General features: G+C 55.2%; 37 protein-coding genes. 4 read left to right on the top strand and 33 right to left on the bottom strand.

The window, feature by feature from the left end; all coding sequences use genetic code 11:
• Positions 1 to 9 precede the first annotated feature (9 nt).
• Complete coding sequence (locus C0039_RS16700; RefSeq protein ID WP_075998808.1) at positions 10 to 321, top strand: hypothetical protein; 312 nt, start codon at positions 10 to 12, stop codon at positions 319 to 321.
• A gap of 108 nt (positions 322 to 429) precedes the next feature.
• On the opposite strand, the gene rplQ is transcribed toward C0039_RS16700, so the two are convergent.
• From rplQ to C0039_RS16550, 30 genes are all read right to left on the bottom strand, one after another.
• Positions 430 to 816: a 50S ribosomal protein L17 gene (gene rplQ, locus C0039_RS16695; RefSeq protein ID WP_075998809.1), complete on the bottom strand. Its 387-nt coding sequence runs from the start codon at positions 814 to 816 to the stop codon at positions 430 to 432.
• Between the two features lie 60 nt (positions 817 to 876).
• Positions 877 to 1,881 (bottom strand): DNA-directed RNA polymerase subunit alpha, encoded by a 1,005-nt coding sequence (locus C0039_RS16690; RefSeq protein ID WP_075998810.1) that lies wholly within the window; start codon positions 1,879 to 1,881, stop codon positions 877 to 879.
• 36 nt (positions 1,882 to 1,917) lie between these two features.
• Positions 1,918 to 2,538, bottom strand: a complete 621-nt coding sequence (rpsD, locus tag C0039_RS16685) for a 30S ribosomal protein S4 (protein WP_075998811.1) — start codon at positions 2,536 to 2,538, stop codon at positions 1,918 to 1,920.
• A 21-nt stretch (positions 2,539 to 2,559) separates the two neighbouring features.
• Positions 2,560 to 2,952, bottom strand: coding sequence for a 30S ribosomal protein S11 (rpsK, locus tag C0039_RS16680; RefSeq protein ID WP_075998812.1), 393 nt, complete (start codon positions 2,950 to 2,952; stop codon positions 2,560 to 2,562).
• A 90-nt stretch (positions 2,953 to 3,042) separates the two neighbouring features.
• Positions 3,043 to 3,399, bottom strand: a complete 357-nt coding sequence (gene rpsM / locus C0039_RS16675) for a 30S ribosomal protein S13 (protein ID WP_075998813.1) — start codon at positions 3,397 to 3,399, stop codon at positions 3,043 to 3,045.
• Positions 3,400 to 3,547: 148 nt separating this feature from the next.
• Positions 3,548 to 3,664, bottom strand: coding sequence for a 50S ribosomal protein L36 (rpmJ, locus tag C0039_RS16670; protein ID WP_075998814.1), 117 nt, complete (start codon positions 3,662 to 3,664; stop codon positions 3,548 to 3,550).
• Between the two features lie 34 nt (positions 3,665 to 3,698).
• A complete protein-coding gene (gene secY, locus C0039_RS16665) occupies positions 3,699 to 5,027 on the bottom strand; it encodes a preprotein translocase subunit SecY (protein ID WP_075998815.1) in 1,329 nt (442 codons plus the stop codon).
• Complete coding sequence (gene rplO / locus C0039_RS16660; protein ID WP_076002084.1) at positions 5,028 to 5,462, bottom strand: 50S ribosomal protein L15; 435 nt, start codon at positions 5,460 to 5,462, stop codon at positions 5,028 to 5,030.
• A gap of 15 nt (positions 5,463 to 5,477) precedes the next feature.
• A complete protein-coding gene (gene rpmD / locus C0039_RS16655) occupies positions 5,478 to 5,660 on the bottom strand; it encodes a 50S ribosomal protein L30 (RefSeq protein WP_075998816.1) in 183 nt (60 codons plus the stop codon).
• Between the two features lie 18 nt (positions 5,661 to 5,678).
• A complete protein-coding gene (gene rpsE, locus C0039_RS16650; protein ID WP_075998817.1) occupies positions 5,679 to 6,191 on the bottom strand; it encodes a 30S ribosomal protein S5 in 513 nt (170 codons plus the stop codon).
• A gap of 11 nt (positions 6,192 to 6,202) precedes the next feature.
• Entirely contained in the window at positions 6,203 to 6,553 is a 351-nt protein-coding gene (rplR, locus tag C0039_RS16645; protein WP_075998818.1) for a 50S ribosomal protein L18, read from the bottom strand.
• 10 nt (positions 6,554 to 6,563) lie between these two features.
• A complete protein-coding gene (gene rplF, locus C0039_RS16640) occupies positions 6,564 to 7,088 on the bottom strand; it encodes a 50S ribosomal protein L6 (RefSeq protein WP_075998819.1) in 525 nt (174 codons plus the stop codon).
• Between the two features lie 25 nt (positions 7,089 to 7,113).
• The gene (rpsH, locus tag C0039_RS16635) at positions 7,114 to 7,509 is read right to left on the bottom strand and encodes a 30S ribosomal protein S8 (RefSeq protein WP_075998820.1); all 396 of its coding nucleotides are present in this window, start codon (positions 7,507 to 7,509) and stop codon (positions 7,114 to 7,116) included.
• 15 nt (positions 7,510 to 7,524) lie between these two features.
• Positions 7,525 to 7,830 (bottom strand): 30S ribosomal protein S14, encoded by a 306-nt coding sequence (rpsN, locus tag C0039_RS16630; protein WP_075998821.1) that lies wholly within the window; start codon positions 7,828 to 7,830, stop codon positions 7,525 to 7,527.
• A gap of 12 nt (positions 7,831 to 7,842) precedes the next feature.
• On the bottom strand, positions 7,843 to 8,382 hold the full coding sequence (gene rplE / locus C0039_RS16625) for a 50S ribosomal protein L5 (RefSeq protein ID WP_101518725.1): 540 nt from the start codon (positions 8,380 to 8,382) through the stop codon (positions 7,843 to 7,845).
• 27 nt (positions 8,383 to 8,409) lie between these two features.
• Positions 8,410 to 8,721: a 50S ribosomal protein L24 gene (gene rplX, locus C0039_RS16620; RefSeq protein WP_075998823.1), complete on the bottom strand. Its 312-nt coding sequence runs from the start codon at positions 8,719 to 8,721 to the stop codon at positions 8,410 to 8,412.
• Positions 8,722 to 8,743: 22 nt separating this feature from the next.
• Positions 8,744 to 9,112: a 50S ribosomal protein L14 gene (rplN, locus tag C0039_RS16615; RefSeq protein ID WP_075998824.1), complete on the bottom strand. Its 369-nt coding sequence runs from the start codon at positions 9,110 to 9,112 to the stop codon at positions 8,744 to 8,746.
• Between the two features lie 43 nt (positions 9,113 to 9,155).
• Positions 9,156 to 9,422, bottom strand: coding sequence for a 30S ribosomal protein S17 (gene rpsQ / locus C0039_RS16610; protein WP_075998825.1), 267 nt, complete (start codon positions 9,420 to 9,422; stop codon positions 9,156 to 9,158).
• A gap of 2 nt (positions 9,423 to 9,424) precedes the next feature.
• The gene (gene rpmC / locus C0039_RS16605) at positions 9,425 to 9,616 is read right to left on the bottom strand and encodes a 50S ribosomal protein L29 (RefSeq protein ID WP_075998826.1); all 192 of its coding nucleotides are present in this window, start codon (positions 9,614 to 9,616) and stop codon (positions 9,425 to 9,427) included.
• Entirely contained in the window at positions 9,616 to 10,029 is a 414-nt protein-coding gene (gene rplP / locus C0039_RS16600; protein ID WP_075998827.1) for a 50S ribosomal protein L16, read from the bottom strand. Before rplP ends, rpmC begins: the two co-directional genes overlap by 1 nt.
• An 11-nt stretch (positions 10,030 to 10,040) precedes the next feature.
• Complete coding sequence (rpsC, locus tag C0039_RS16595) at positions 10,041 to 10,712, bottom strand: 30S ribosomal protein S3 (protein ID WP_075998828.1); 672 nt, start codon at positions 10,710 to 10,712, stop codon at positions 10,041 to 10,043.
• Positions 10,713 to 10,724: 12 nt separating this feature from the next.
• Positions 10,725 to 11,063, bottom strand: a complete 339-nt coding sequence (gene rplV / locus C0039_RS16590; protein ID WP_075998829.1) for a 50S ribosomal protein L22 — start codon at positions 11,061 to 11,063, stop codon at positions 10,725 to 10,727.
• Positions 11,064 to 11,087: 24 nt separating this feature from the next.
• Positions 11,088 to 11,363 carry a 30S ribosomal protein S19 gene (gene rpsS / locus C0039_RS16585; RefSeq protein WP_075998830.1) on the bottom strand — a complete coding sequence of 92 codons (276 nt, stop codon included), beginning with the start codon at positions 11,361 to 11,363 and terminating at the stop codon, positions 11,088 to 11,090.
• Between the two features lie 33 nt (positions 11,364 to 11,396).
• Entirely contained in the window at positions 11,397 to 12,224 is an 828-nt protein-coding gene (gene rplB / locus C0039_RS16580; RefSeq protein ID WP_075998831.1) for a 50S ribosomal protein L2, read from the bottom strand.
• A gap of 14 nt (positions 12,225 to 12,238) precedes the next feature.
• Positions 12,239 to 12,535 carry a 50S ribosomal protein L23 gene (gene rplW, locus C0039_RS16575; protein WP_075998832.1) on the bottom strand — a complete coding sequence of 99 codons (297 nt, stop codon included), beginning with the start codon at positions 12,533 to 12,535 and terminating at the stop codon, positions 12,239 to 12,241.
• Complete coding sequence (rplD, locus tag C0039_RS16570; protein WP_075998833.1) at positions 12,532 to 13,149, bottom strand: 50S ribosomal protein L4; 618 nt, start codon at positions 13,147 to 13,149, stop codon at positions 12,532 to 12,534. The genes rplW and rplD overlap by 4 nt, the downstream gene beginning before the upstream one ends.
• Before the next feature lie 18 nt (positions 13,150 to 13,167).
• On the bottom strand, positions 13,168 to 13,803 hold the full coding sequence (gene rplC / locus C0039_RS16565) for a 50S ribosomal protein L3 (protein ID WP_075998834.1): 636 nt from the start codon (positions 13,801 to 13,803) through the stop codon (positions 13,168 to 13,170).
• A 120-nt stretch (positions 13,804 to 13,923) separates the two neighbouring features.
• Positions 13,924 to 14,235: a 30S ribosomal protein S10 gene (gene rpsJ / locus C0039_RS16560; protein ID WP_066055391.1), complete on the bottom strand. Its 312-nt coding sequence runs from the start codon at positions 14,233 to 14,235 to the stop codon at positions 13,924 to 13,926.
• 334 nt (positions 14,236 to 14,569) lie between these two features.
• On the bottom strand, positions 14,570 to 14,884 hold the full coding sequence (locus C0039_RS16555; protein WP_075998835.1) for a TraR/DksA family transcriptional regulator: 315 nt from the start codon (positions 14,882 to 14,884) through the stop codon (positions 14,570 to 14,572).
• 2 nt (positions 14,885 to 14,886) lie between these two features.
• Positions 14,887 to 15,126, bottom strand: a complete 240-nt coding sequence (locus tag C0039_RS16550; protein WP_101518724.1) for an HP1242/YdcH family protein — start codon at positions 15,124 to 15,126, stop codon at positions 14,887 to 14,889.
• 162 nt (positions 15,127 to 15,288) lie between these two features.
• Here C0039_RS16550 and C0039_RS16545 point away from each other — a divergent pair, with 162 nt between their 5' ends.
• Positions 15,289 to 15,687 carry an NINE protein gene (locus C0039_RS16545; RefSeq protein ID WP_075998837.1) on the top strand — a complete coding sequence of 133 codons (399 nt, stop codon included), beginning with the start codon at positions 15,289 to 15,291 and terminating at the stop codon, positions 15,685 to 15,687.
• On the opposite strand, the gene C0039_RS16540 is transcribed toward C0039_RS16545, so the two are convergent.
• A complete protein-coding gene (locus tag C0039_RS16540; RefSeq protein WP_101518723.1) occupies positions 15,684 to 17,261 on the bottom strand; it encodes a peptide chain release factor 3 in 1,578 nt (525 codons plus the stop codon). The genes C0039_RS16545 and C0039_RS16540 overlap by 4 nt on opposite strands.
• A gap of 117 nt (positions 17,262 to 17,378) precedes the next feature.
• Here C0039_RS16540 and C0039_RS16535 point away from each other — a divergent pair, with 117 nt between their 5' ends.
• Positions 17,379 to 18,662: an ATP-binding protein gene (locus tag C0039_RS16535; protein ID WP_165787169.1), complete on the top strand. Its 1,284-nt coding sequence runs from the start codon at positions 17,379 to 17,381 to the stop codon at positions 18,660 to 18,662.
• Positions 18,659 to 19,198 carry a response regulator transcription factor gene (locus tag C0039_RS16530; RefSeq protein WP_101518721.1) on the top strand — a complete coding sequence of 180 codons (540 nt, stop codon included), beginning with the start codon at positions 18,659 to 18,661 and terminating at the stop codon, positions 19,196 to 19,198. Before C0039_RS16535 ends, C0039_RS16530 begins: the two co-directional genes overlap by 4 nt.
• Before the next feature lie 44 nt (positions 19,199 to 19,242).
• Here C0039_RS16530 and lipB read toward each other — a convergent pair whose 3' ends face one another.
• Positions 19,243 to 19,797, bottom strand: a complete 555-nt coding sequence (gene lipB, locus C0039_RS16525; RefSeq protein ID WP_232334957.1) for a lipoyl(octanoyl) transferase LipB — start codon at positions 19,795 to 19,797, stop codon at positions 19,243 to 19,245.
• A gap of 56 nt (positions 19,798 to 19,853) precedes the next feature.
• Positions 19,854 to 20,123 carry a YbeD family protein gene (locus C0039_RS16520; RefSeq protein WP_075998842.1) on the bottom strand — a complete coding sequence of 90 codons (270 nt, stop codon included), beginning with the start codon at positions 20,121 to 20,123 and terminating at the stop codon, positions 19,854 to 19,856.
• Between the last annotated feature and the right edge of the window lie 11 nt (positions 20,124 to 20,134).

The raw sequence follows: 20,134 nt of genomic DNA, 5'->3' as shown, positions 1-20,134 counted from the left end.
GGTTCGATCATGCTAAAGCCAATCAACACCGCCATAGGCCTATTCTGCCTCCTCGCCGCGACAGGCGCCTCTGCAGAGCGTATTTGGCCTGACAATAAGTTCGAGTGCCAGGTAGTAAGCAGCTCTGGCGCAAGAGGATTAGTCTCTTTACAGACCTACACCCGGCAAGACGCGAGACGAGGCGTTATAGGCCTCAACGCCGTGACCGACAAGGACAATGTCGAGGAAGCTGCTTCGGTCGTACAGTGTATTGATCTGAAAAAAGGTGAGAGGTTCAGGGACCTGGCTTTTCAAAGCTGGCGCGATAGCCTGGAGGAGTAAGCCTGACCACAAAGCCAGCAGGGGACTAGCAACAGGACGCATGTTACTAGAGACATAAAAAAGCCGGGCGATGCCCGGCTTTTTTATGTCTGGCAACTGAGTGCCGGATCAATCCTCGTCGTCGTGCGCCTCGATCTGCGGCCTGTCTACCAATTCGACGTACGCCATAGGCGCTTTGTCGCCGGCCCGGAAGCCACACTTCAGAATACGGATATATCCGCCAGGGCGCTCCTGGTAACGAGGACCCAGCTCATTGAAGAGCTTGCCTACAACCTGCTTGTCACGAACCCGATCAAAAGCCAGACGACGATTGGCGACGCTGTCCTTTTTGGCCAGGGTGATCAGCGGCTCAGCATAGCTGCGCAGCTCTTTCGCCTTGGGCAGGGTGGTCTTGATCAACTCGTGCTCTACCAGCGAGGCGGTCATGTTGCGGAACATGGCCTTGCGATGAGAACTGTTGCGGTTCAGCTGACGTCCACTTTGACGATGACGCATTTTTCCTATCCTATATTAAAGGGTGCTATCTCAGCACTACTATCTGGTTGAACGAGGAGCTCAGGCGCTCAATACCCGGTCATCGTTTTTCAGGCTCGCCGGGGGCCAGTTGTCCAGGCGCATGCCCAGAGACAGACCGCGAGAGGCCAGTACATCCTTGATCTCGGTAAGCGACTTCTTGCCCAGGTTCGGCGTCTTCAGCAGCTCTACCTCGGTGCGCTGCACCAGGTCTCCGATGTAATATATATTTTCGGCCTTGAGGCAGTTCGCGGAGCGAACCGTCAGTTCCAGGTCGTCCACGGGACGCAGCAAAATAGGATCAACTTCATCCTCTTCCTCTACCGACTCGGACTCGGATTCGCTCTCCAGGTCTACAAAGACCGCCAACTGCTGCTGCAGAATGGTTGCCGCGCGACGGATCGCCTCTTCAGGGTCAATCGTACCGTTGGTTTCCAGGTCAAGAACCAGCTTGTCCAGGTCAGTGCGCTGCTCAACACGAGCTGCGTCAACGACGTAGGAGACACGGTGAACCGGTGAGAAGGTGGCATCCAGGTGCAGCCGACCGATAGAACGCGTTTCCTCTTCAGGATTCTCCCGGGAATCAGCCGGAGAGTAGCCGCGACCTCGTGCTACGGTGAGCTTCATGTTGATCTCACTGTCACCGTTGAGGTGACAGATCACGTGATCCGGGTTACGAATCTCTATATCGTGATCAACCTGGATATCCGCTGCGGTCACCACGCCCGGGCCTTTCTTGACCAGGGTCAGTTCAGCCTCGTCCTTGCCGCTCATGACCAGCGCAACACCCTTGAGGTTGAGCAGGATCTCGATCACATCTTCCTGAACGCCCTCAATTGCGCTGTACTCGTGCAAAACACCGTCAATCTCCACCTCGGTAATCGCACAACCGGGCATGGACGACAGCAGGATTCGACGCAAGGCGTTGCCCAGAGTGTGGCCAAAGCCACGCTCAAGGGGTTCCAGGGTTACCTGGGCGCGCGTGGCATTCTTTTCATCAACGTTGATGACGCGCGGGGTCAGAAATTCATTCACTGCACTCTGCATACGGGGCACCTTTATGTAGGTTAATCCTTCAGTGGTTTACTTGGAGTAAAGCTCGACTATCAGGTTTTCATTGATCTCGGAAGAGAGATCCTGACGGTCGGGCACAGACTTGAACGTGCCTTCCATCTTCTCAGCGTTTACTTCAATCCACTCGGGTTCGCCGCGCTGTGCAGCCAGAGCCAATGCAGACTGCACACGCAGTTGCTTCTTGGCTTTCTCACGCAGTGCTACGACGTCTCCGGCTTTTACCTGGTATGAGGCGATGTTTACCACCTGCCCATTCACCAGAATCGCCTTGTGGGCGACCAGCTGACGTGATTCGGAACGGGTCGAACCAAAGCCCATGCGGTATACAACGTTATCCAGACGGGACTCCAGCAGTTGCAGGAGGTTCTCACCTGTTGCGCCCTTGAGGCGGGCCGCTTCTTTGTAGTAATTGCGGAACTGCTTTTCGAGCACACCGTAGATACGACGCACCTTCTGCTTTTCACGCAGCTGGACACCGTAATCAGACAGGCGACCACGACGGGCACCATGCTGGCCGGGGGCAGCTTCGGGCTTACACTTGCTTTCCAGGGCACGCACACCGCTCTTCAGGAACAGGTCTGTTCCCTCACGACGGGAGAGCTTGCACTTGGGTCCAATATATCGAGCCATGACTAGTTCTTCCTCTAAGCGTTATACGCGACGTTTCTTGGGGGGACGACAACCGTTGTGGGGAATCGGCGTAACGTCGGTAATGTTGCTGATCTTGTAACCGCAGGCGTTCAGAGCGCGAACTGCTGACTCACGACCCGGGCCGGGCCCCTTCACCTGTACGTCAAGATTCTTCAATCCGTATTCCTTTGCAGCTTCGCCTGCACGCTCTGCAGCAACCTGGGCTGCGAACGGTGTGCTTTTGCGAGAACCACGGAATCCTGAACCACCTGCTGTGGCCCAGCTGAGGGTATTACCCTGACGGTCTGTGATAGTAATGATGGTGTTGTTGAAGGACGCGTGAACATGCGCGATACCATCGACAACAGTCTTGGTAATTTTCTTACGAGTGCTTTTGGCACCTGGCTTAGCCATATCGTATTTCCTGCTTTAATATCAACACTGCACTCGGGTGCAGCTACACTAAAAAAGGATTCGCTGGATTGAGACGCTGTGGTCGAATCCTTACTTGCGAATCGGCTTACGCGGGCCCTTGCGGGTACGCGCGTTGGTTTTGGTACGCTGACCACGCAGCGGGAGGCCGCGACGGTGACGCAGGCCACGGTTGCAACCGAGGTCCATCAGTCGCTTGATGTTCATGGAGACTTCCCTGCGAAGGTCGCCTTCCACGGACATTTCGGCGACTTTTCCGCGCAGAGCATCCATCTGTTCTTCTGACAACTCACCGACCTTGGCGTTTTCAGCCACTCCGGTTGCTGCACACAATTCTTTTGCTGTAGTACGACCGACTCCGAAGATGTAGGTCAGTGAGATAACAGCATGCTTGTTGTCAGGTATGTTGACCCCGGCAATACGAGCCATTCAACTTTCTCCAATTAATATCTTCGCTCTACGACACATTCCGCAAACCCCTGATTTACTTTGGATTTCAACTTGAATCCGATAAGGGCTGCGCGAAAGGCGCGGCATTTTAGCGATATCGTTACTAAAAATCAACCGTGCCCGGGGATTAACCCTGGCGCTGTTTGTGGCGCGGATCTGTATTGCAGATCACCCGCACGACACCTTTACGGCGCACAACCTTGCAGTTGCGGCAGATCTTCTTTACTGATGCACGTACTTTCATCTTCCCTTTTCTCCGTTGTTGCAGCGCAGATCGCCTAGCGAACGCGACCGCTACCACCATAATTCTTCAGGTTGGCCTTCTTCATCACCGAGTCATACTGGTGCGACATCAGGTGACTCTGAACCTGGGCCATAAAATCCATTACCACGACCACCACGATCAACAGCGATGTACCGCCAAGGTAGAACGGGACGTTAGCCGTCACTACCAGGAACTGCGGAATCAAGCACACAATCGCGATATACGCGGAGCCAAATACGGTAAGCCGAGTCAGCACGCCATCAATGTAATTAGCAGTCTGCTGACCTGGGCGAATACCAGGCACAAACGCTCCCGATCGCTTCAGGTTGTCCGCAACTTCCTGCGGGTTGAACATCAACGCCGTGTAGAAGAAGCAGAAAAACACAATAAATACGGTGAACAACAAAATGTTCAACGGCTGTCCTGGACCAATCGCCACGGCCAGATCCTGTAACCAATCGGCCCCGCCACTACTGCTGAACCACTGCGCGATTGACGCCGGGAAGAGCAGAATGCTGCTGGCAAAAATAGCCGGTATTACACCCGCCATATTGACCTTCAGGGGCAGGTGCGAGCTCTGCGCCTGATACATCTTTCTACCTTGCTGTCGCTTGGCGTAATTGACCGTAATGCGACGCTGACCCCGCTCGATAAAGACAATTGCAAAAATCATCAGCACCGCAAACGCGAGAATAGCCAGCAGGAACAAAATATTAAGCTCACCCTGACGTGCCTGCTCCAGGGACTGACCGATCGCTGAGGGCAGACCCGCCACAATACCAGCGAAGATCAACAGCGATATCCCGTTACCAACACCCTTCTCTGTGATCTGCTCACCAAGCCACATCATAAACACGGCGCCGGTTACCAGTGAGGTAATGGCAATCACATAGAACAGCAGGGACGTGTCATAGCTCATTCCCTGGTTTGCCATGCCAACGGTCATGCCGGTCGCCTGGATAACTGCCAACAACACCGTCAGGTAGCGTGTGTACTGGCTGATCTTACGGCGCCCAGACTCACCCTCTTTTTTGAGCTGTTCCAACTGAGGCGTCACGGCAGACATCAACTGCATGATAATCGAGGCAGAGATGTAAGGCATGATACCCAGAGCGAGGATACTCATTCGCTCCAGCGCGCCACCGGAAAACATGTTTGCCAGCCCCAGGATAGTCCCCTGGTTCTGGTTGAACAGTGCTTGCAGCTGATTCGGGTCTATACCGGGCACCGGAATGTGAGTACCGATGCGGTAAACGATAATTGCCAGTAAAACAAAACGAAGGCGAGCAAAAAGCTCGCCTAGTCCTGCTTTGTTTACTGAAGGCAGCTGTCCCTGGGCCATCTAGTCCTCGACTTTCCCGCCGGCTTTCTCGATAGCCTCGCGCGCACCTTTAGTTACGGCGAGCCCTTTTACCGTCAGCGCTTTGGTCAGTTCACCGGAAAGGAAAACGCGCGCACGTGCTACGTTGTCTTTCACCAGGTCAGCATTCTTCAACGCATCCAGATCAACAACTTCGCCTTCTACTGCAGCGAGCTCAGACAAACGGATCTGCGCGGTAGTTCGCGCTATGCGCGAAGTAAAACCGTACTTGGGCAGACGCTTCTGCAGGGGCATCTGGCCACCCTCGAAACCGGGGCGAACCGACCCGCCAGAGCGTGCCTTTTGTCCTTTGTGACCACGGCCAGCGGTCTTACCGTTGCCAGACCCGATACCGCGCCCGACACGCTTACTTTCTTTCCTGGCACCTGGCGCTGGGCTCAGGGTATTCAGTCGCATTACATCTGACATTTCTTAGCCCTCAACCCTTACGAGGAAGTTAACTTTGTTGATCATGCCGCGAACGGAGGGAGTGTCCTCTACTTCCACGGTGTGACCAATACGACGCAGACCGAGGCCGGCAACGCACGCCTTTTGATTCTTAAGGCGACCGTTGGTGCTCTTGGTCTGGGTAACTTTGATCATTGCTTTAGCCATGATGTATCAACCCAATATTCAGTTCAAAATTTCTTCGACAGTCTTGCCGCGTTTGGCAGCAACGTCGTCGGGAGCGGCCATATCACGCAGGCCATTAAAAGTTGCACGTACCACATTCACCGGGTTGGTGGAGCCGTAACACTTGGCGAGTACGTTGTGTACTCCGGCAATTTCCAACACGGCACGCATAGCGCCACCGGCAATAACGCCTGTACCTTCAGACGCAGGCTGCATGTATACCTTGGAGGCACCGTGAGCAGCTTTGACCGGGTACTGGATAGTGCCGTTGTTCAGCTCTACCTGGATCATGTTACGACGTGCGGCCTCCATAGCCTTCTGGATAGCAACTGGCACTTCGCGAGCCTTGCCGCGACCAAAGCCAACCTTGCCATTGCCGTCACCGACGACTGTCAGGGCGGTAAAACCGAAGATGCGGCCGCCTTTCACAACCTTGGCCACGCGGTTCACCTGAACCAGCTTCTCCTGGAGGTCGCCTTCATTCTGCTGCTGTTTTTTCTGATCGTATGCCATAACCTGTACCTTTAGAATTCCAGTCCGCTTTCACGCGCGGCGTCTGCCAGTGCTTTGACACGTCCGTGATACTTGTAACCGCCACGATCGAAAGCCACCTTCTCAATACCTGCTGCCTTCGCACGCTCCGCGACCAGCTTGCCGACTGCAGCGGCTGCACCGACGTTACCGGTTGCTTCCTTGCGCAAATCAGCGTCCAGAGTAGAGGCACACGCCAGTACCTTGTCACCTTCGGGCGCAATAACCTGCGCGTAGATGTGCCTGGGAGTACGATGCACGCTCAGGCGGTTTACACCGAGGGTGCGCATACGGGCGCGGGCGCGACGGGCGCGGCGCAACCTTGAATCATTCTTAGCACTCATCTCTACTTACCTACTTCTTCTTGGCTTCTTTACGGCGGACATATTCGTCAGCGTAGCGAATACCTTTACCCTTGTAAGGCTCAGGCGGACGGAAGCTGCGAATATTGGCAGCGACCTGGCCTACAACCTGCTTATCTACACCTCTCACCACGATTTCAGTCTGCGAAGGGGTTTCCGCAGAAACACCCTCGGGCAGCTTGTACTCCACAGGGTGAGAAAGCCCGACAGTGAGGTTGACAGTGTTGCCGGAAACGTTAGCACGGTAACCAACACCGTTGAGAACCAGCTTCTTTTCCCAGCCTTCGCTGACGCCCTTGACCATATTTGCTACCAGCGCACGAGTCGTTCCGGCCATAGCCTTCATTTTGTCGTCGTAAGCAAGGGTCAAAGCGTTGTCATCCTGGCTTACCTGTACACCTTCCGCGAGGACCAGTGCCAGCGTACCTTTACTACCCTTGACGGAAAGATCACGGCCATCGACCTTGATCTCTACACCGCCCGGGAGCTGTACCGGATTATTTGCGACTCTAGACATTTTAAATGCTCTTCAAATCAATCAATTAGAAAACAGTGCAAAGCACTTCGCCACCAACACCAGCTGCTCGAGCGGCGCGCTCAGTCATCACACCCTTTGAAGTGGAGACAATGGCAACACCAAGGCCACCACGAACAGACGGCAAGCCATCCTTGCCGGTATAATTGCGCAGGCCGGGGCGACTTATGCGGTCGATCTCAGCAATAACCGGCTTGCCGTTGTAGTACTTCAACTCAATGGCCAAACGCGGCTTACCTTCCGGGTTGGAGGCACTGAAGTCGGCGATATAACCTTCGTCCTTCAGAACTTTAGCAACAGCAGCCTTCAGCTTGGAACCGGGCATTTCCACACCGGTCTTTCCAGCCATCTGCGCGTTGCGAATACGGGTCAGCATATCTGACAGCGGATCTTGCATGCTCATTTCAGTTTCTCTCCGTTACCAGCTGGCTTTAACCAGGCCAGGCACATCGCCGCGCATTGCTGCTTCACGCAGCTTGTTGCGGCACAGGCCAAACTTACGATATACCGCGTGCGGACGGCCGGTCACCTGGCAGCGACGCTGCTGACGAACCGGGCTGGCGTCACGTGGCAGTTTCTGCAGGGCGACCTGGGCGTCCCACTTCTCTTCATCAGAAGCGTTGACGTCGGCCAGAATGGCCTTCAGCGCAGATCGCTTCCCAGCGTACTTAGCTACCATACGTGCACGCTTGTTCTCGCGGGCAATCATAGATTTCTTAGCCATGTATAAAGCCTCTTAACCTTTCAGGGGGAAGTTGAAAGCGCGCAGCAAAGCGCGACCTTCATCATCCGTGCGAGCAGATGTAGTGATGGTGATGTCCATACCGCGAAGGGCATCTACCTTGTCGTAGTCAATCTCCGGGAAGATGATCTGCTCCGTTACACCCATAGCAAAGTTTCCACGACCATCAAAAGACTTGGGGCTGATCCCGCGGAAATCGCGAATCCGCGGAATCGCTACGCTGATCAGACGCTCCAGAAACTCGTACATACGCTCTGAGCGCAGAGTAACCTTGCAACCAATCGGCCAGTCCTCGCGGACCTTGAAGCCCGCGATGGATTTGCGTGCTTTGGTGACTACCGGCTTCTGACCTGCGATTTTCTCCATGTCAGAGACCGCGGATTCAAGTACCTTCTTGTCGCCCAGCGCTTCGCCAACACCCATGTTGAGAGTGATTTTGGTAATGCGCGGTACTTCCATCACATTGTCCAGCCCCAGCTCTTCTTGGAGCTGCAGAGCCAGTTCGCTCTTGTACTTTTCTTGCAAAGTTGCCATTTCTTTTACCTGTTAACCCTGCCCGGCTCAGCCGATGGCCTCGCCATTGGATTTAAAGATACGCACCTTGGTGTCGCCATCTACTTTGAAGCCAACCCGGTCGGCCTTGCCAGTGCCGGAATTGAAGATCGCCACGTTAGAAGCCTGAATTGGCGCCTCTTTCTCGACGATTCCCCCTGCCACACCCTCTTGGGGGTTGGGGCGAGTGTGCTTCTTCATCATATTGATACCGGACACGATCACCTTGCCGTTATCCAGGACCTTCCGAACTTTTCCGCGCTTACCCTTGTCCTTGCCGGCCAGGATAATCACTTCGTCATCGCGCTTGATTTTCAACATTTTCTTTCCTCTCCTCGGCCGCTTAGATAACTTCAGGAGCCAGAGAAATAATCTTCATAAACTTCTCACCGCGCAGTTCGCGCGTCACCGGCCCAAAGATGCGGGTACCGATAGGTGCCTCCTGAGCGTTGAGCAGCACAGCAGCATTATCGTCAAACTTGATCAGGGAACCGTCAGCGCGACGCACACCTTTTCTGGTGCGAACCACTACAGCGGTCATAACCTGGCCTTTTTTGACCTTGCCACGGGGAATAGCTTCTTTCACGGTAACTTTAATCAGGTCACCGACGCGTGCGTAACGACGCTTGGAACCACCCAGCACCTTGATGCACATCACCCGGCGGGCACCGCTGTTGTCAGCGACTTCCAAATAGGACTGTGTCTGAATCATCTCTTACTCCAAACTGCGGCCGCAGCCACAAAACTCTCGCTTCTTAAACCTGGGCGGCGCTTTCTACCACTTCAACCAGCTTCCATGATTTGCTCTTGGAAATAGGGCGGGTCTCCGCGACCATTACCGTATCACCAATGCCACACTGGTTACTCTCGTCGTGGGCATAAATCTTGGATGAACGCGTAATATACTTGCCGTAGACCGGGTGCTTCACCCGACGCTCGACCAGCACCGTTACGGTCTTATCCATCTTGTTGCTGACAACGCGACCAGTTGCCATACGTGTACGTTTCTCTGTACCGGACATGCTTAGTTACCCGCCTTTTCAGTAAGTACAGTCTTGACGCGTGCGATATCACGCTGGTTCTGCTTCAGCAGGTGAGTCTGCCCAAGCTGACCAGTGGACTTTTGCATGCGCAGCTTGAACTGCTCCTCACGCAGGGTGAGCAACTGCTTGTTCAGGTCCTCCGGGGACTTATCACGCAATTCGCTAGCTTTCATCACATCACCGACCGTTTAACAAATGTTGTAGCAACGGGAATCTTGGCAGAAGCAAGCGCAAACGCTTCGCGTGCCAGCTCTTCAGAGACGCCCTGTACTTCGTAAAGCACCTTACCAGGCTGAACCTGGGCCACCCAGTATTCAACGTTACCTTTACCTTTACCCTGACGAACTTCCAGCGGCTTGCCTGTAATAGGCTTGTCCGGGAAGACGCGGATCCAGATTTTTCCGCCACGCTTGATGTGACGAGTCATGGCACGACGAGCCGCTTCAATCTGGCGCGCCGTAACACGCCCACGACCTGTCGCTTTCAAACCGTATTCGCCGAAGCTCACTTTGCTGCCACGATGGGCCAGACCGCGATTACGGCCTTTTTGTGTCTTGCGAAATTTTGTACGCTTTGGTTGAAGCATCTGCGTAACCCTTAATTAGTTGCTGTCTTCTTGGCGCCATCGGACGACTCATCGCCTCCGATCACCTCGCCTTTGAAAATCCAAACCTTCACACCGATAATGCCGTAGGTAGTGACCGCCTCGTAAGTGGCGTAGTCAATGTCAGCACGCAGGGTATGCAGAGGCACACGGCCTTCGCGATACCATTCTGTGCGTGCGATCTCAGCACCACCCAAACGCCCACCAACCTGAATCTTGATGCCTTCGGCACCCTGGCGCATCGCATTTTGTACGACGCGCTTCATGGCACGGCGGAACATCACGCGACGTTCAAGTTGCTGCGCAACGTTCTGCGCGACAAGTTTGGCGTCCAGATCAGGCTTGCGAATCTCTTCGATATTGATGTGCACAGGCACACCCATCTTCTCGGTGAGAACCTTGCGAAGCGCATCCACATCTTCACCTTTCTTACCGATCACAATTCCAGGGCGAGCCGTGTGAATAGTGATGCGAGCGGTCTGCGCCGGCCGCTCAATGACAACGCGGCTGACGGACGCATTTTCCAGCGCTTTCTCGATATAGGCGCGCACTTCCAGGTCAGTAATGAGCTGCTTGGAATAATTCTTGCTGTCCGCATACCAGATAGAGTTATGTTCTTTAACAATACCCAGGCGGATGCCGATAGGATGTACTTTCTGACCCATGTGGTCGTCTCCTTAGCCTTCGCCGTCTGCCACTTTTACAGTGATGTGGCAAGAACGCTTCAAAATACGGTCTGCACGACCCTTGGCACGGGGGCGCAGGCGCTTCATCGTCATACCTTCATCAACAAAGACGGTAGACACTTTCAATTCGTCTACATCAGCGCCTTCGTTGTTCTCAGCATTGGCGATCGCAGAGTCGAGTACCTTCTTGACAATGTGAGCAGCCTTCTTGTTGCTGAATTCCAACAGGCTCAACGCGTCTTCTACAGGCTTGCCACGAACCTGGTCAGCGACCAGCCGGGCTTTCTGCGCTGAAATTCGCGCGCCTTTAAGTCTTGCTGAAACTTCCATTTCCTGAACCTCTTTAGGAAGCGCTTAGCGCTTAACCTTCTTGTCTACGATATGGCCCCTGAAAGTACGAGTTGCAGCGAACTCGCCCAGCTTGTGACCCACCATGTCTTCGTTGACCAGAACGGGCACATGTTGGCGACCGTTGTGAACCGCGATAGTCAGACCGACCATATCGGGGGCAACCATTGAGCGGCGCGACCACGTCTTGATCGGGCGACGATCGTTGCTTTCAACAGCGACTTCAACTTTCTTCATCAGGTGAAGGTCTATAAAGGGACCTTTCTTCAGTGAACGCGGCACAATATCTTCCTCTAATCTCTAGTCAAACGACCGTTATTTCTTACCACGACGACGTACGATCAAGTTATCGGTACGCTTGTTTTTACGTGTCTTGTAACCCTTGGTAGGTGTTCCCCAGGGGCTGACCGGATGACGACCACCGGAAGTCTTACCTTCACCACCACCATGCGGGTGATCGACCGGGTTCATTGCCACACCACGGACCGTGGGACGAACACCGCGCCAGCGTGCTGCACCGGCTTTACCCAGTTTGCGCAGGCTGTGCTCAGAGTTGGAGACTTCACCCAGCGTAGCGCGGCAGTCAGCCAAGACTTTTCGCATCTCACCTGAACGCAGACGAAGCGTCGCGTACTGACCTTCGCGCGCCACCAGCTGAACAGAAGCACCGGCTGAACGCGCTATCTGAGCGCCTTTACCGGGCTTGAGCTCGATCCCGTGCACAACTGAACCCACCGGAATATTGCGCAGCGGCAGGCAGTTACCTGTCTTGATCGGCGCCGACGCGCCAGACTGCAGCACATCGCCTGCCTTAACACCCTTGGGCGCGATAATGTAACGACGCTCACCATCGGAGAACAGCATCAGTGCAATGTGCGCGGTACGGTTCGGATCGTACTCAATACGCTCAACGGTGGCGGGAATGCCATCCTTGGTGCGCTTGAAATCTATAATGCGGTAGTGCTGTTTGTGACCACCACCAATGTGACGGGTAGTGATACGCCCGTTGTTGTTCCGACCACCATTGCGACTCTGCTTTTCCAGCAGAGGCTTGTACGGTGCGCCTTTATGCAGATCCTCACTGACAACGCGGACGACGTGACGACGACCGGGTGAAGTGGGCTTGCTCTTCATAATTGCCATTGCGATCTGACTCCTTACTCAACAGACGCAAAGTCGATGTCTTGACCTTGCTCCAGTCGTACATATGCTTTCTTCCAGGTCGGCTTGGTGCTATAGCCAAAGCGGTTACGCTTGACCTTGCCTTTGACCTTCAAGGTACGAACGTTGTCGACCTTGACCTTGAACAACTGCTCAACGGACTTTTTTATTTCCGCTTTGGTCGCATCAACTGCAACCTTGAACACAAACTGGTTGTTCTGGTCTGCAAGAATTGCCGCTTTTTCGGAAACGTGCGGACCTACCAGTACTTGAAAAACGCGCTCCTGGTTCATCCCAGCATCTCCTCAAACTTCTTTACCGCGTCGACCGTGACCACTACCTTGTCGTGAGCGATCAGGCTGACCGGATCTATGCCGTCTACATCACGAACGTCCACCTTGTGCAGGTTGCGAGCCGCAAGGTAGAGATTCTCACCGACCTCAGTAGACACGATCAGCGCGCTATCCAATCCAAACTCACCCAGTTGCTTGACCAGCAGCTTTGTCTTGGGCTCTTCCAAATCCATGCTCTCGACCACGACCAGACGATCCTGACGGGCAAGCTCGGACATAATGGTACACAGAGCGGCACGGTACATTTTACGGTTCACTTTCTGTGCATGATCCTGCGGCTGCGCTGCAAAAGTCACACCACCGGAGCGCCAGATGGGAGAACGAATGGTTCCCGCACGCGCCCGGCCAGTACCTTTCTGACGCCAGGGCTTCTTGCCGCCGCCAGACACCGCCGCGCGGTTCTTCTGGGCACGAGTGCCCTGGCGCGCGCCAGCCATGTATGCCGTCACGACCTGGTGAACCAGGTCCTCGTTGTACTCTTTTGCGAAAGCAACATCAGACACGGACACTTTGCCGCCGTCTGCGTTACCAGCTTTAACTACATTCAGTTCCACGTTAGAGACCCCCTAACCTTATGCCTTGATGGTAGGACGTACGATGACGTCACCACCGGGAGCACCAGGTACGGCACCCTTTATGAGCAGCAGATTGCGCTCGGCATCTACACGAACAATTTCCAGACCCTGGGTAGTGACCTGCTCTGAACCCATATGACCGGCCATCTTCTTACCCTTGAATACACGACCGGGCGTTTGACACTGCCCGATTGAGCCAGGGGCGCGGTGAGAGATGGAGTTGCCGTGCGTGGCGTCCTGCATGGAGAAGTTCCAGCGCTTCACACCACCCTGAAAACCCTTACCCTTGGATTTGCCGGTCACATCAACGACCTGGCCAACCTCAAAGCGCTCGACAGTCAGCTCTGCGCCAACTTCGGGTGCTTCATCGGCTTCCTCAAGACGGAATTCCAACAGGCCGCTTCCAGCCTCGACACCCGCCTTGGCGAAATGTCCCGCTTCTGATTTACTCACTTTAGAGGCCTTGCGGTTTCCCGCCGTGACCTGAATAGCTCGGTAACCATCGGTTTCGAGCTCTTTGATTTGAGTAACGCGGTTTGGAGAAACCTCCACTACGGTTACTGGTATTGATGCGCCGTCCTCGGTAAAAACGCGAGTCATACCGGACTTACGGCCGACTAAGCCAATAGCCATTTTGCTAACCTCTCAGTGTACGGGGCTCTATACCCTCTATGGCCGCCCGACACTCCCTGTGAGTGACCGGGCATTACACACCCGGTTCTTATCCCGGGCAGGTCTTGCTACGAATTGTCGTTAGCCAAGACTGATCTGTACTTCCACACCTGCTGCCAGGTCCAGTTTCATCAGGGCGTCTACCGTCTTCTCGGTAGGCTCCACGATGTCTAACAGACGCTTGTGCGTACGAATCTCGTACTGGTCACGTGCGTCCTTGTTAACGTGCGGGGAAACCAGCACGGTATACTTTTCCTTCCGGGTGGGAAGGGGAATCGGGCCCTTGACCTGGGCGCCGGTGCGGCGCGCAGTCTCCACAATTTCCTGAGTCGACGTGTCGATCAGCTTGTGGTCAAAAGCCTTAAGGCGAATACGAATACGTTGATTCTGCACCTGACCTAACTCCAATCAAATAAAAAACCAGAGGCCCGCTAGGGAGCCCCCCGAAAAAAGGAACGCGAATTCTAGTGATCGCCCCTCACCCTGTCAAGATGATTTAGGGCTTAATTTGAAGGAATGTCACTATGACCGGAAGCCGGCTCACGAAGGCGGCGACTATACGCTCTTCAACCGGTTGGCGCCAGCGTGAATCGTGCACCAGGACCAATTTATTGGTGTGAAATGAAGTGGGTGCCGGGACAGCCCTGGGCGTGAAGCTAGCATGCCCCCGTGAGCGGCGATGACTGGGCCGGAACGGGCGATACCCGCCCCGGCGCCACTGACATGATTACTCGGCGCATTTCACGCAAAGCGCTGCCTCCGGGAGAACCTGAAGGCGGCCTTCCCCTATATCTTCACCGCACTTTTCACACTCGCCGTATGTGCCCTCGGCGATCTTGTCCAGCGCGACCTGGATATCATGGAGAGATTGACGGGTTTCGTTGCCAATAGCGTCTACCACCTCGTCGTTTTCCCGTTCCTGGGCTTGCTCAGCCGAATCACCTGAGTGTTCCTGGGTCACGTCCCTTTTGATACTGGAGAGCCTGGCGTGCATCTGCGCCCTGCGCTCCTCCAACTCGGCTTTCAGTTCGTCATAATTCATGATCAGGCTGCAATCAGCATGCGATACAGTTCATCCTTGAGATGGACGCGACGCAACTTGGCTTCTTCTTCCGTGCGCGTGGACACAGGCGTCTTCTCATCTTCCATGTTCTCGATACTACTGGTGAGCTCATGGTACTCGTCAAAGAGACGGCGGAAATGAGCATCATGGAGCTTCAACTCATGGATACGATCGTTCAGTTCGGGGAATTCGTGATGCAAATCGTGATGTTCAACAGACATTGAGGTTCCTTATGGGTTAATGCGATTGCTTTCCTAAGACTAGCGGCTTGCGTATGCCCGGCCATGATCCAGATCAGTATAGCGAGTTGCCCGGCACTCAGACCAGACTTGAAAAGACCGCGCTGATCCATAACCATACCAGCGACTTCAGGGAGAAACACGATGAACAGGCCACAAAACACGCACTCTGTGCTCATGGGCTACCTACTGTGGATTTTCGGGTTTATCGGCGCACATCGCTTTTACTATGGCAAGCAGATATCCGGAGTTATCTGGTTTTTCACACTTGGGCTGTTTTTCATCGGCTGGATCATCGACCTGCTGCTCATACCCGGTATGTCCCGGGAGGCCGACAGGCGCTACGTCCCGGGGCCCAAGGACTACAACCTCACCTGGATCCTGCTGACATTCCTCGGCTGGCTGGGCATCCATCGTCTGTACATGGGCAAATGGCTTACCGGCCTTCTCTACATGGTCACGGCAGGCTTGCTGGGCCTGGGCATCCTCTGGGACTTCCTCACTCTCAACGAGCAGTTATCCGACGTCAACGCTGAGCGCTAGTGCTCACGCGTGGCCCGGAACTCCAGGTCTGGCCAGCGCTCCTCCATTAACGCCAGGTTAACCCGCGTCGGCGCGAGATAGGTCAGATACCCGCCCCCATCGACGGACAGGTGCTCAGAGGCTTTTCTGCGGAACTCCTCCAACTTGCGCGGGTCATCGCAATTGACCCAGCGCGCAGTGTAGACATTGACCGGTTCATAGAGCGCCTCCACCTTGTACTCATCCTTAAGGCGGTACGCTACAACGTCGAACTGTAATTGTCCGACCGCTCCAACTATCAGGTCTGATGAGTTAATCGGTGCAAAGACCTGCGTTGACCCCTCTTCGGATAGCTGCTGCAGGCCCTTTTGCAATTGCTTCGACTTCATCGGATCTGCGAGACGAATGCGGCGGAACAATTCGGGGGCAAAGTGCGGAATACCGGTAAACTGTAGGCTCTCACCCTCGGAGAATGTGTCTCCGATCTGGATAGTACCGTGGTTGTGCAGACCAATGATGTCACCGGAGACGGCCTGCTCGACCAGCACCCGCTCACCGGCCTTGAACGTTACCGCGTCAGCTATTTTTACATCCTTGCCGAGGCGCACATGGCGCATCTTCATACCCTTGTTGTAGCGGCCGGAACAGATTCGCATGAAAGCGATACGATCGCGGTGCCTGGGGTCCATATTGGCCTGGATTTTAAACACAAAGCCGGACAGTTGCTCCTCGTCGGCGACCACTGTACGGGACACGGCCTCCCTGTCCTGCGGCGGGGGAGCCCAGAGAACAAAGTCGTCAAGCATTTCTCGCACACCGAAATTGCCCAGTGCCGTTCCGAAAAACACCGGACTGAGCTTACCTGCCAGGAACAGATCCAGGTCGAATTCATGGCTGGCACCACGCACCAACTCTATTTCCTCGACAAAGTCAGCGTAGTCATCGCCCAGTAACTCACAGGCCGCCTCGCTTTCCAGCCCCTGGATACGAAGATCGTCCGGCAGCACGGAGCCCTTGCCTGGCTGGTAAAGGTGAATAGTGTCCGTGTACAGGTTGTAAACCCCCTTGAAGAAACTTCCCATACCAATCGGCCAGTTAATGGGCGCACCCTGGATGGCGAGCACCTCCTCGATCTCGTCCAACAGTTCAATGGGGTCACGGATATCCCGGTCCATCTTGTTGACGAAACTGAAAATGGGCGTGTCCCGCAGGCGGCATACATTCATCAGTTTGATGGTGCGGTCCTCGACACCCTTGGCACCATCAATGACCATCAGAGCCGAATCAACCGCCGTGAGGGTCCTGTATGTGTCTTCGGAGAAATCCTCGTGCCCCGGGGTATCCAGGAGATTCACGGTGCGTTCCCGATAGGGAAACTGCATGACTGAGGAGGTAACAGAAATGCCGCGCTCCTGCTCCATGCTCATCCAGTCCGAAGTGGCGTGCGGGCCCTTCTTACCCTTGACACTGCCCGCCACCTGGATGGCGTTTCCCAGCAGCAGGAGCTTTTCGGTGATGGTAGTCTTACCCGCGTCCGGATGCGAAATGATAGCAAAGGTGCGGCGTGAGGCGATGGCGCTGCCTAAGTCTGGCATGGAATGGTTCCGGTGAAAAAAGCGCGAAGTATACGCCGATCGGCCACTTCACGATATGGGCCCTGCGGCATCTTGTCCCTGCACTTGCTCGAGGCTTGGCCGTATAATGCAGCCACCGTGACAACATCTGCCTTACAATCCAACGGCTCTTCTCCCACCCTGGAGAACCTGCGCAGCCTGCTCATCATTCGCTGCATAGCCCTGCTGGGCCAGATTGGCGTGTTGTGCTATGTACTGATGGTAAGTCGCACCACAGAAGATCTGTATGGTATGACTTTCAGCCTGATTATACTGGCTGCCCTGACCGCAGCCAGCTTCTGGCGCAGCAACCAACTCTGGCCTGTCTCCGATGCGGAATTTCTGGCCCAGTTGCTGCTGGACGTGGTGATCTGGACAGCACTGATGTATTTTACCGGCGGCGCCAATAACCCCTTCATTTCCTATTACATTGTTCCCCTTGTTATCGCCGCGGCAGTGCTGCCCTGGCGCCATACCTGGCTGGTGGCGGTGGCCTCGCTGCTGGCTTACAGCGTACTGCTCTATTATTACCGTCCGTTCCCGCTGTTCACGCCACACGCACACATGGGGCACGGCAACAGCAATGTGCACGTGCTGGGCATGTGGTTCAATTTTCTCTTCAGTGCCGGACTGATCACCTACTTCGTCGTGCGCATGGCGGCACAGTTGCGCCTGCAGGAGGCCAGAGCGGTAGCACAACGAGAGCAGAGACTGCGAACCGACCAGATCATGGCTGTTGCCAGCCTGGCAGCTGGCACTGCCCATGAACTGGGAACGCCCCTGGCGACCATGACTGTGCTACTGGATGAAATGCTGGCCAATGAACACCTCGACAGCCAGTCAAGGGAGGACTGCCATCTGCTGCATGAGCAACTGCTGCACTGTAAAAACACACTCGGCGACCTGGCACGGACAGCAGAACTCAATACCGGCGACCACAGTAGAATCGTCACTGTGGAGAACTTTGTCCGCAATACCGTCGAGCGCTGGGCGGTCCGCCGCCCGGGCATCAGTTACCAGATTAACGCCAGTGGCGGAAATGCCACGGCAGCAATTGAAGCGGACTCAACACTTGGGCAGGCGTTTGAAAACCTCCTCAACAACGCCGCCGATGCCGGGTCAGACCGGGTGGAGGTCACTTACAGCAGCGACCACAGCACGGCGAAGGTCGAGGTGCGCGACTGGGGCAGTGGCATCGCCGCGGAACTGCTTGAAGACATAGGCAAGCCCATTATCCGCAGCAGCCGTTCCGGATTAGGCATCGGTCTGCTGCTCAGCCATGCCACGGTCGAGCGCTACGGCGGTCGCATCGAATTGTGCAACGCCGCCGAAGGAGGAGCCATTGCCACACTCTTCCTGCCACTTACGGAAAAGCGCGCATGAACGGACAACCGCGAAAAATTCTTCTGGTGGACGATGATCACACCTTCACGTCAGTCATGGCCAGGGGCTTTGCGCGTCGAGGCTTTGCCGTCGAGCGCTGCGACAATGCCACGGATGCGATCGCGGTATGCGCCCACTTCCAGCCCACTCACATCCTGCTGGACCTGAATATGCCGGAAGTCTCCGGATTGGTGGTGCTTCCCGACCTGTTGCGCGCCGCGCCTGCTGCCAGACTGGTTGTACTGACAGGCTATTCCAGCATCGCCACTGCCGTTGAGGCCACCAAGGCAGGCGCCACTCACTACCTGTGCAAGCCGGCAGGAATCGAGGTAGTGTTAGCGGCGTTTGACGACAATGTGAGTAGCGAGGAAGTCGATGTTCCCAATGCCCCGATATCGGTTGAGCGACTGGAGTGGGAACACATACAACGCATATTGAACGACAATGACGGCAATATTTCGGCCACCGCCAGAGCGCTGGGCATGCACCGCCGTACGCTGCAACGCAAACTGCAGAAACGCCCGGTACGACGCTGACCCGGGGCATTGGAGGCAGTTCACCGGGGGAAAGTGCCAGTACTTCAGCCCAGCTGCGCGGCGACAATCTCCTGCAACCTGGTACCGATTGCGTCCACGTCCAGTTGAGTAGCGGGCAAGCACCTCGCCATTGAGGTCACCCGCAGACCCTCAAAGCCACACGGGTTGATGCGTTGAAACGGCTCCAGGTCCATATCCACATTCAGGGACAGACCGTGATAGGAGCAGCCTCTGCGCACGCGCAAACCCAGTGAAGCGATTTTCTCACCGTCGACGTATACACCGGGAGCCTTGGGATCAGGCGCAGCAGCAATACCGTACTCAGCCAGGGCGAGGACGATGGCGGCTTCAATGAGCGAGACCAGGTTGCGGACTCCCATACCTCTGCGCTTGATATCCACCAGCAGGTACAGCACCCACTGGCCTGGCCCGTGGTAGGTCACCTGCCCTCCCCGGTCAACCTGGATCACCGGGATATCTCCCGCTGCCAGCACGTGCTCTGCCTTGCCGGCCTGGCCCTGGGTAAAGACCCGAGGGTGCTGCAACAGCCAGAGCTCGTCAGGCGTATTCGCGTCACGGCTATCAGTAAATTCGCGCATAGCGTCGAGAATCGGCTCATACTCAACCAGTCCCAGATTTTTGCATCGAACTGTCACTAGATAACCATCTGTACATGCCCTGTAGCGATCAGGTCCTGGTGCAGAGCTTCCAGCTGATCTTTGCCAGTGGCGGTAATGGTGATGGTAACAGCGACAAAGGTACCCTTGGCACTGTCCCTGACGGTAATCGTTTGCTGGTCAAACCCCGGGGCATGCCGCTCGAACACCTCTATGATGATCTCGCGAAAGCCCTCAGAATTGCGCCCCAGCACCTTGATTGGATAATCACAGGGAAACTCTATTTTGGGCGGTTCCTGTTCAGTCACTGCTGATTCCC

Origin of the sequence: Pseudohalioglobus lutimaris (assembly GCF_002866825.1) — a bacterium.
Lineage (GTDB): Bacteria > Pseudomonadota > Gammaproteobacteria > Pseudomonadales > Halieaceae > Halioglobus > Halioglobus lutimaris.
This window is presented reverse-complemented; position numbering and strand designations above follow the sequence as displayed.

Coding starts and splice junctions, on each gene's coding strand:
- C0039_RS16550 (WP_101518724.1), bottom strand. CDS start 15,126: ATGTCTGTTGAACATCACGATTTGCATCACGAATTCCCCGAACTGAAC.
- rplR (WP_075998818.1), bottom strand. CDS start 6,553: ATGAGTGCTAAGAATGATTCAAGGTTGCGCCGCGCCCGTCGCGCCCGC.
- rplQ (WP_075998809.1), bottom strand. CDS start 816: ATGCGTCATCGTCAAAGTGGACGTCAGCTGAACCGCAACAGTTCTCAT.
- rpmD (WP_075998816.1), bottom strand. CDS start 5,660: ATGGCTAAAGCAATGATCAAAGTTACCCAGACCAAGAGCACCAACGGT.
- rpsM (WP_075998813.1), bottom strand. CDS start 3,399: ATGGCTCGTATTGCCGGGGTCAACATACCTGACAACAAGCATGCTGTT.
- rpsE (WP_075998817.1), bottom strand. CDS start 6,191: ATGGCATACGATCAGAAAAAACAGCAGCAGAATGAAGGCGACCTCCAG.
- rplN (WP_075998824.1), bottom strand. CDS start 9,112: ATGATTCAGACACAGTCCTATTTGGAAGTCGCTGACAACAGCGGTGCC.
- rpsN (WP_075998821.1), bottom strand. CDS start 7,830: ATGGCTAAGAAATCTATGATTGCCCGCGAGAACAAGCGTGCACGTATG.
- rpsD (WP_075998811.1), bottom strand. CDS start 2,538: ATGGCTCGATATATTGGACCCAAGTGCAAGCTCTCCCGTCGTGAGGGA.
- rpsQ (WP_075998825.1), bottom strand. CDS start 9,422: ATGTCCGGTACAGAGAAACGTACACGTATGGCAACTGGTCGCGTTGTC.
- rplO (WP_076002084.1), bottom strand. CDS start 5,462: ATGCGACTGAATACCCTGAGCCCAGCGCCAGGTGCCAGGAAAGAAAGT.
- C0039_RS16690 (WP_075998810.1), bottom strand. CDS start 1,881: ATGCAGAGTGCAGTGAATGAATTTCTGACCCCGCGCGTCATCAACGTT.
- rpsH (WP_075998820.1), bottom strand. CDS start 7,509: ATGAGCATGCAAGATCCGCTGTCAGATATGCTGACCCGTATTCGCAAC.
- rplC (WP_075998834.1), bottom strand. CDS start 13,803: ATGGCTATTGGCTTAGTCGGCCGTAAGTCCGGTATGACTCGCGTTTTT.
- rpmC (WP_075998826.1), bottom strand. CDS start 9,616: ATGAAAGCTAGCGAATTGCGTGATAAGTCCCCGGAGGACCTGAACAAG.
- rplX (WP_075998823.1), bottom strand. CDS start 8,721: ATGTTGAAAATCAAGCGCGATGACGAAGTGATTATCCTGGCCGGCAAG.
- C0039_RS16555 (WP_075998835.1), bottom strand. CDS start 14,884: ATGAATTATGACGAACTGAAAGCCGAGTTGGAGGAGCGCAGGGCGCAG.
- C0039_RS16700 (WP_075998808.1), top strand. CDS start 10: ATGCTAAAGCCAATCAACACCGCCATAGGCCTATTCTGCCTCCTCGCC.
- C0039_RS16545 (WP_075998837.1), top strand. CDS start 15,289: ATGAACAGGCCACAAAACACGCACTCTGTGCTCATGGGCTACCTACTG.
- rplE (WP_101518725.1), bottom strand. CDS start 8,382: ATGGCAACTTTGCAAGAAAAGTACAAGAGCGAACTGGCTCTGCAGCTC.
- rplP (WP_075998827.1), bottom strand. CDS start 10,029: ATGCTTCAACCAAAGCGTACAAAATTTCGCAAGACACAAAAAGGCCGT.
- C0039_RS16540 (WP_101518723.1), bottom strand. CDS start 17,261: ATGCCAGACTTAGGCAGCGCCATCGCCTCACGCCGCACCTTTGCTATC.
- rpsC (WP_075998828.1), bottom strand. CDS start 10,712: ATGGGTCAGAAAGTACATCCTATCGGCATCCGCCTGGGTATTGTTAAA.
- rplF (WP_075998819.1), bottom strand. CDS start 7,088: ATGTCTAGAGTCGCAAATAATCCGGTACAGCTCCCGGGCGGTGTAGAG.
- rpmJ (WP_075998814.1), bottom strand. CDS start 3,664: ATGAAAGTACGTGCATCAGTAAAGAAGATCTGCCGCAACTGCAAGGTT.
- rplW (WP_075998832.1), bottom strand. CDS start 12,535: ATGAACCAGGAGCGCGTTTTTCAAGTACTGGTAGGTCCGCACGTTTCC.
- C0039_RS16530 (WP_101518721.1), top strand. CDS start 18,659: ATGAACGGACAACCGCGAAAAATTCTTCTGGTGGACGATGATCACACC.
- lipB (WP_232334957.1), bottom strand. CDS start 19,797: ATGCGCGAATTTACTGATAGCCGTGACGCGAATACGCCTGACGAGCTC.
- rplB (WP_075998831.1), bottom strand. CDS start 12,224: ATGGCAATTATGAAGAGCAAGCCCACTTCACCCGGTCGTCGTCACGTC.
- rplV (WP_075998829.1), bottom strand. CDS start 11,063: ATGGAAGTTTCAGCAAGACTTAAAGGCGCGCGAATTTCAGCGCAGAAA.
- rpsK (WP_075998812.1), bottom strand. CDS start 2,952: ATGGCTAAGCCAGGTGCCAAAAGCACTCGTAAGAAAATTACCAAGACT.
- secY (WP_075998815.1), bottom strand. CDS start 5,027: ATGGCCCAGGGACAGCTGCCTTCAGTAAACAAAGCAGGACTAGGCGAG.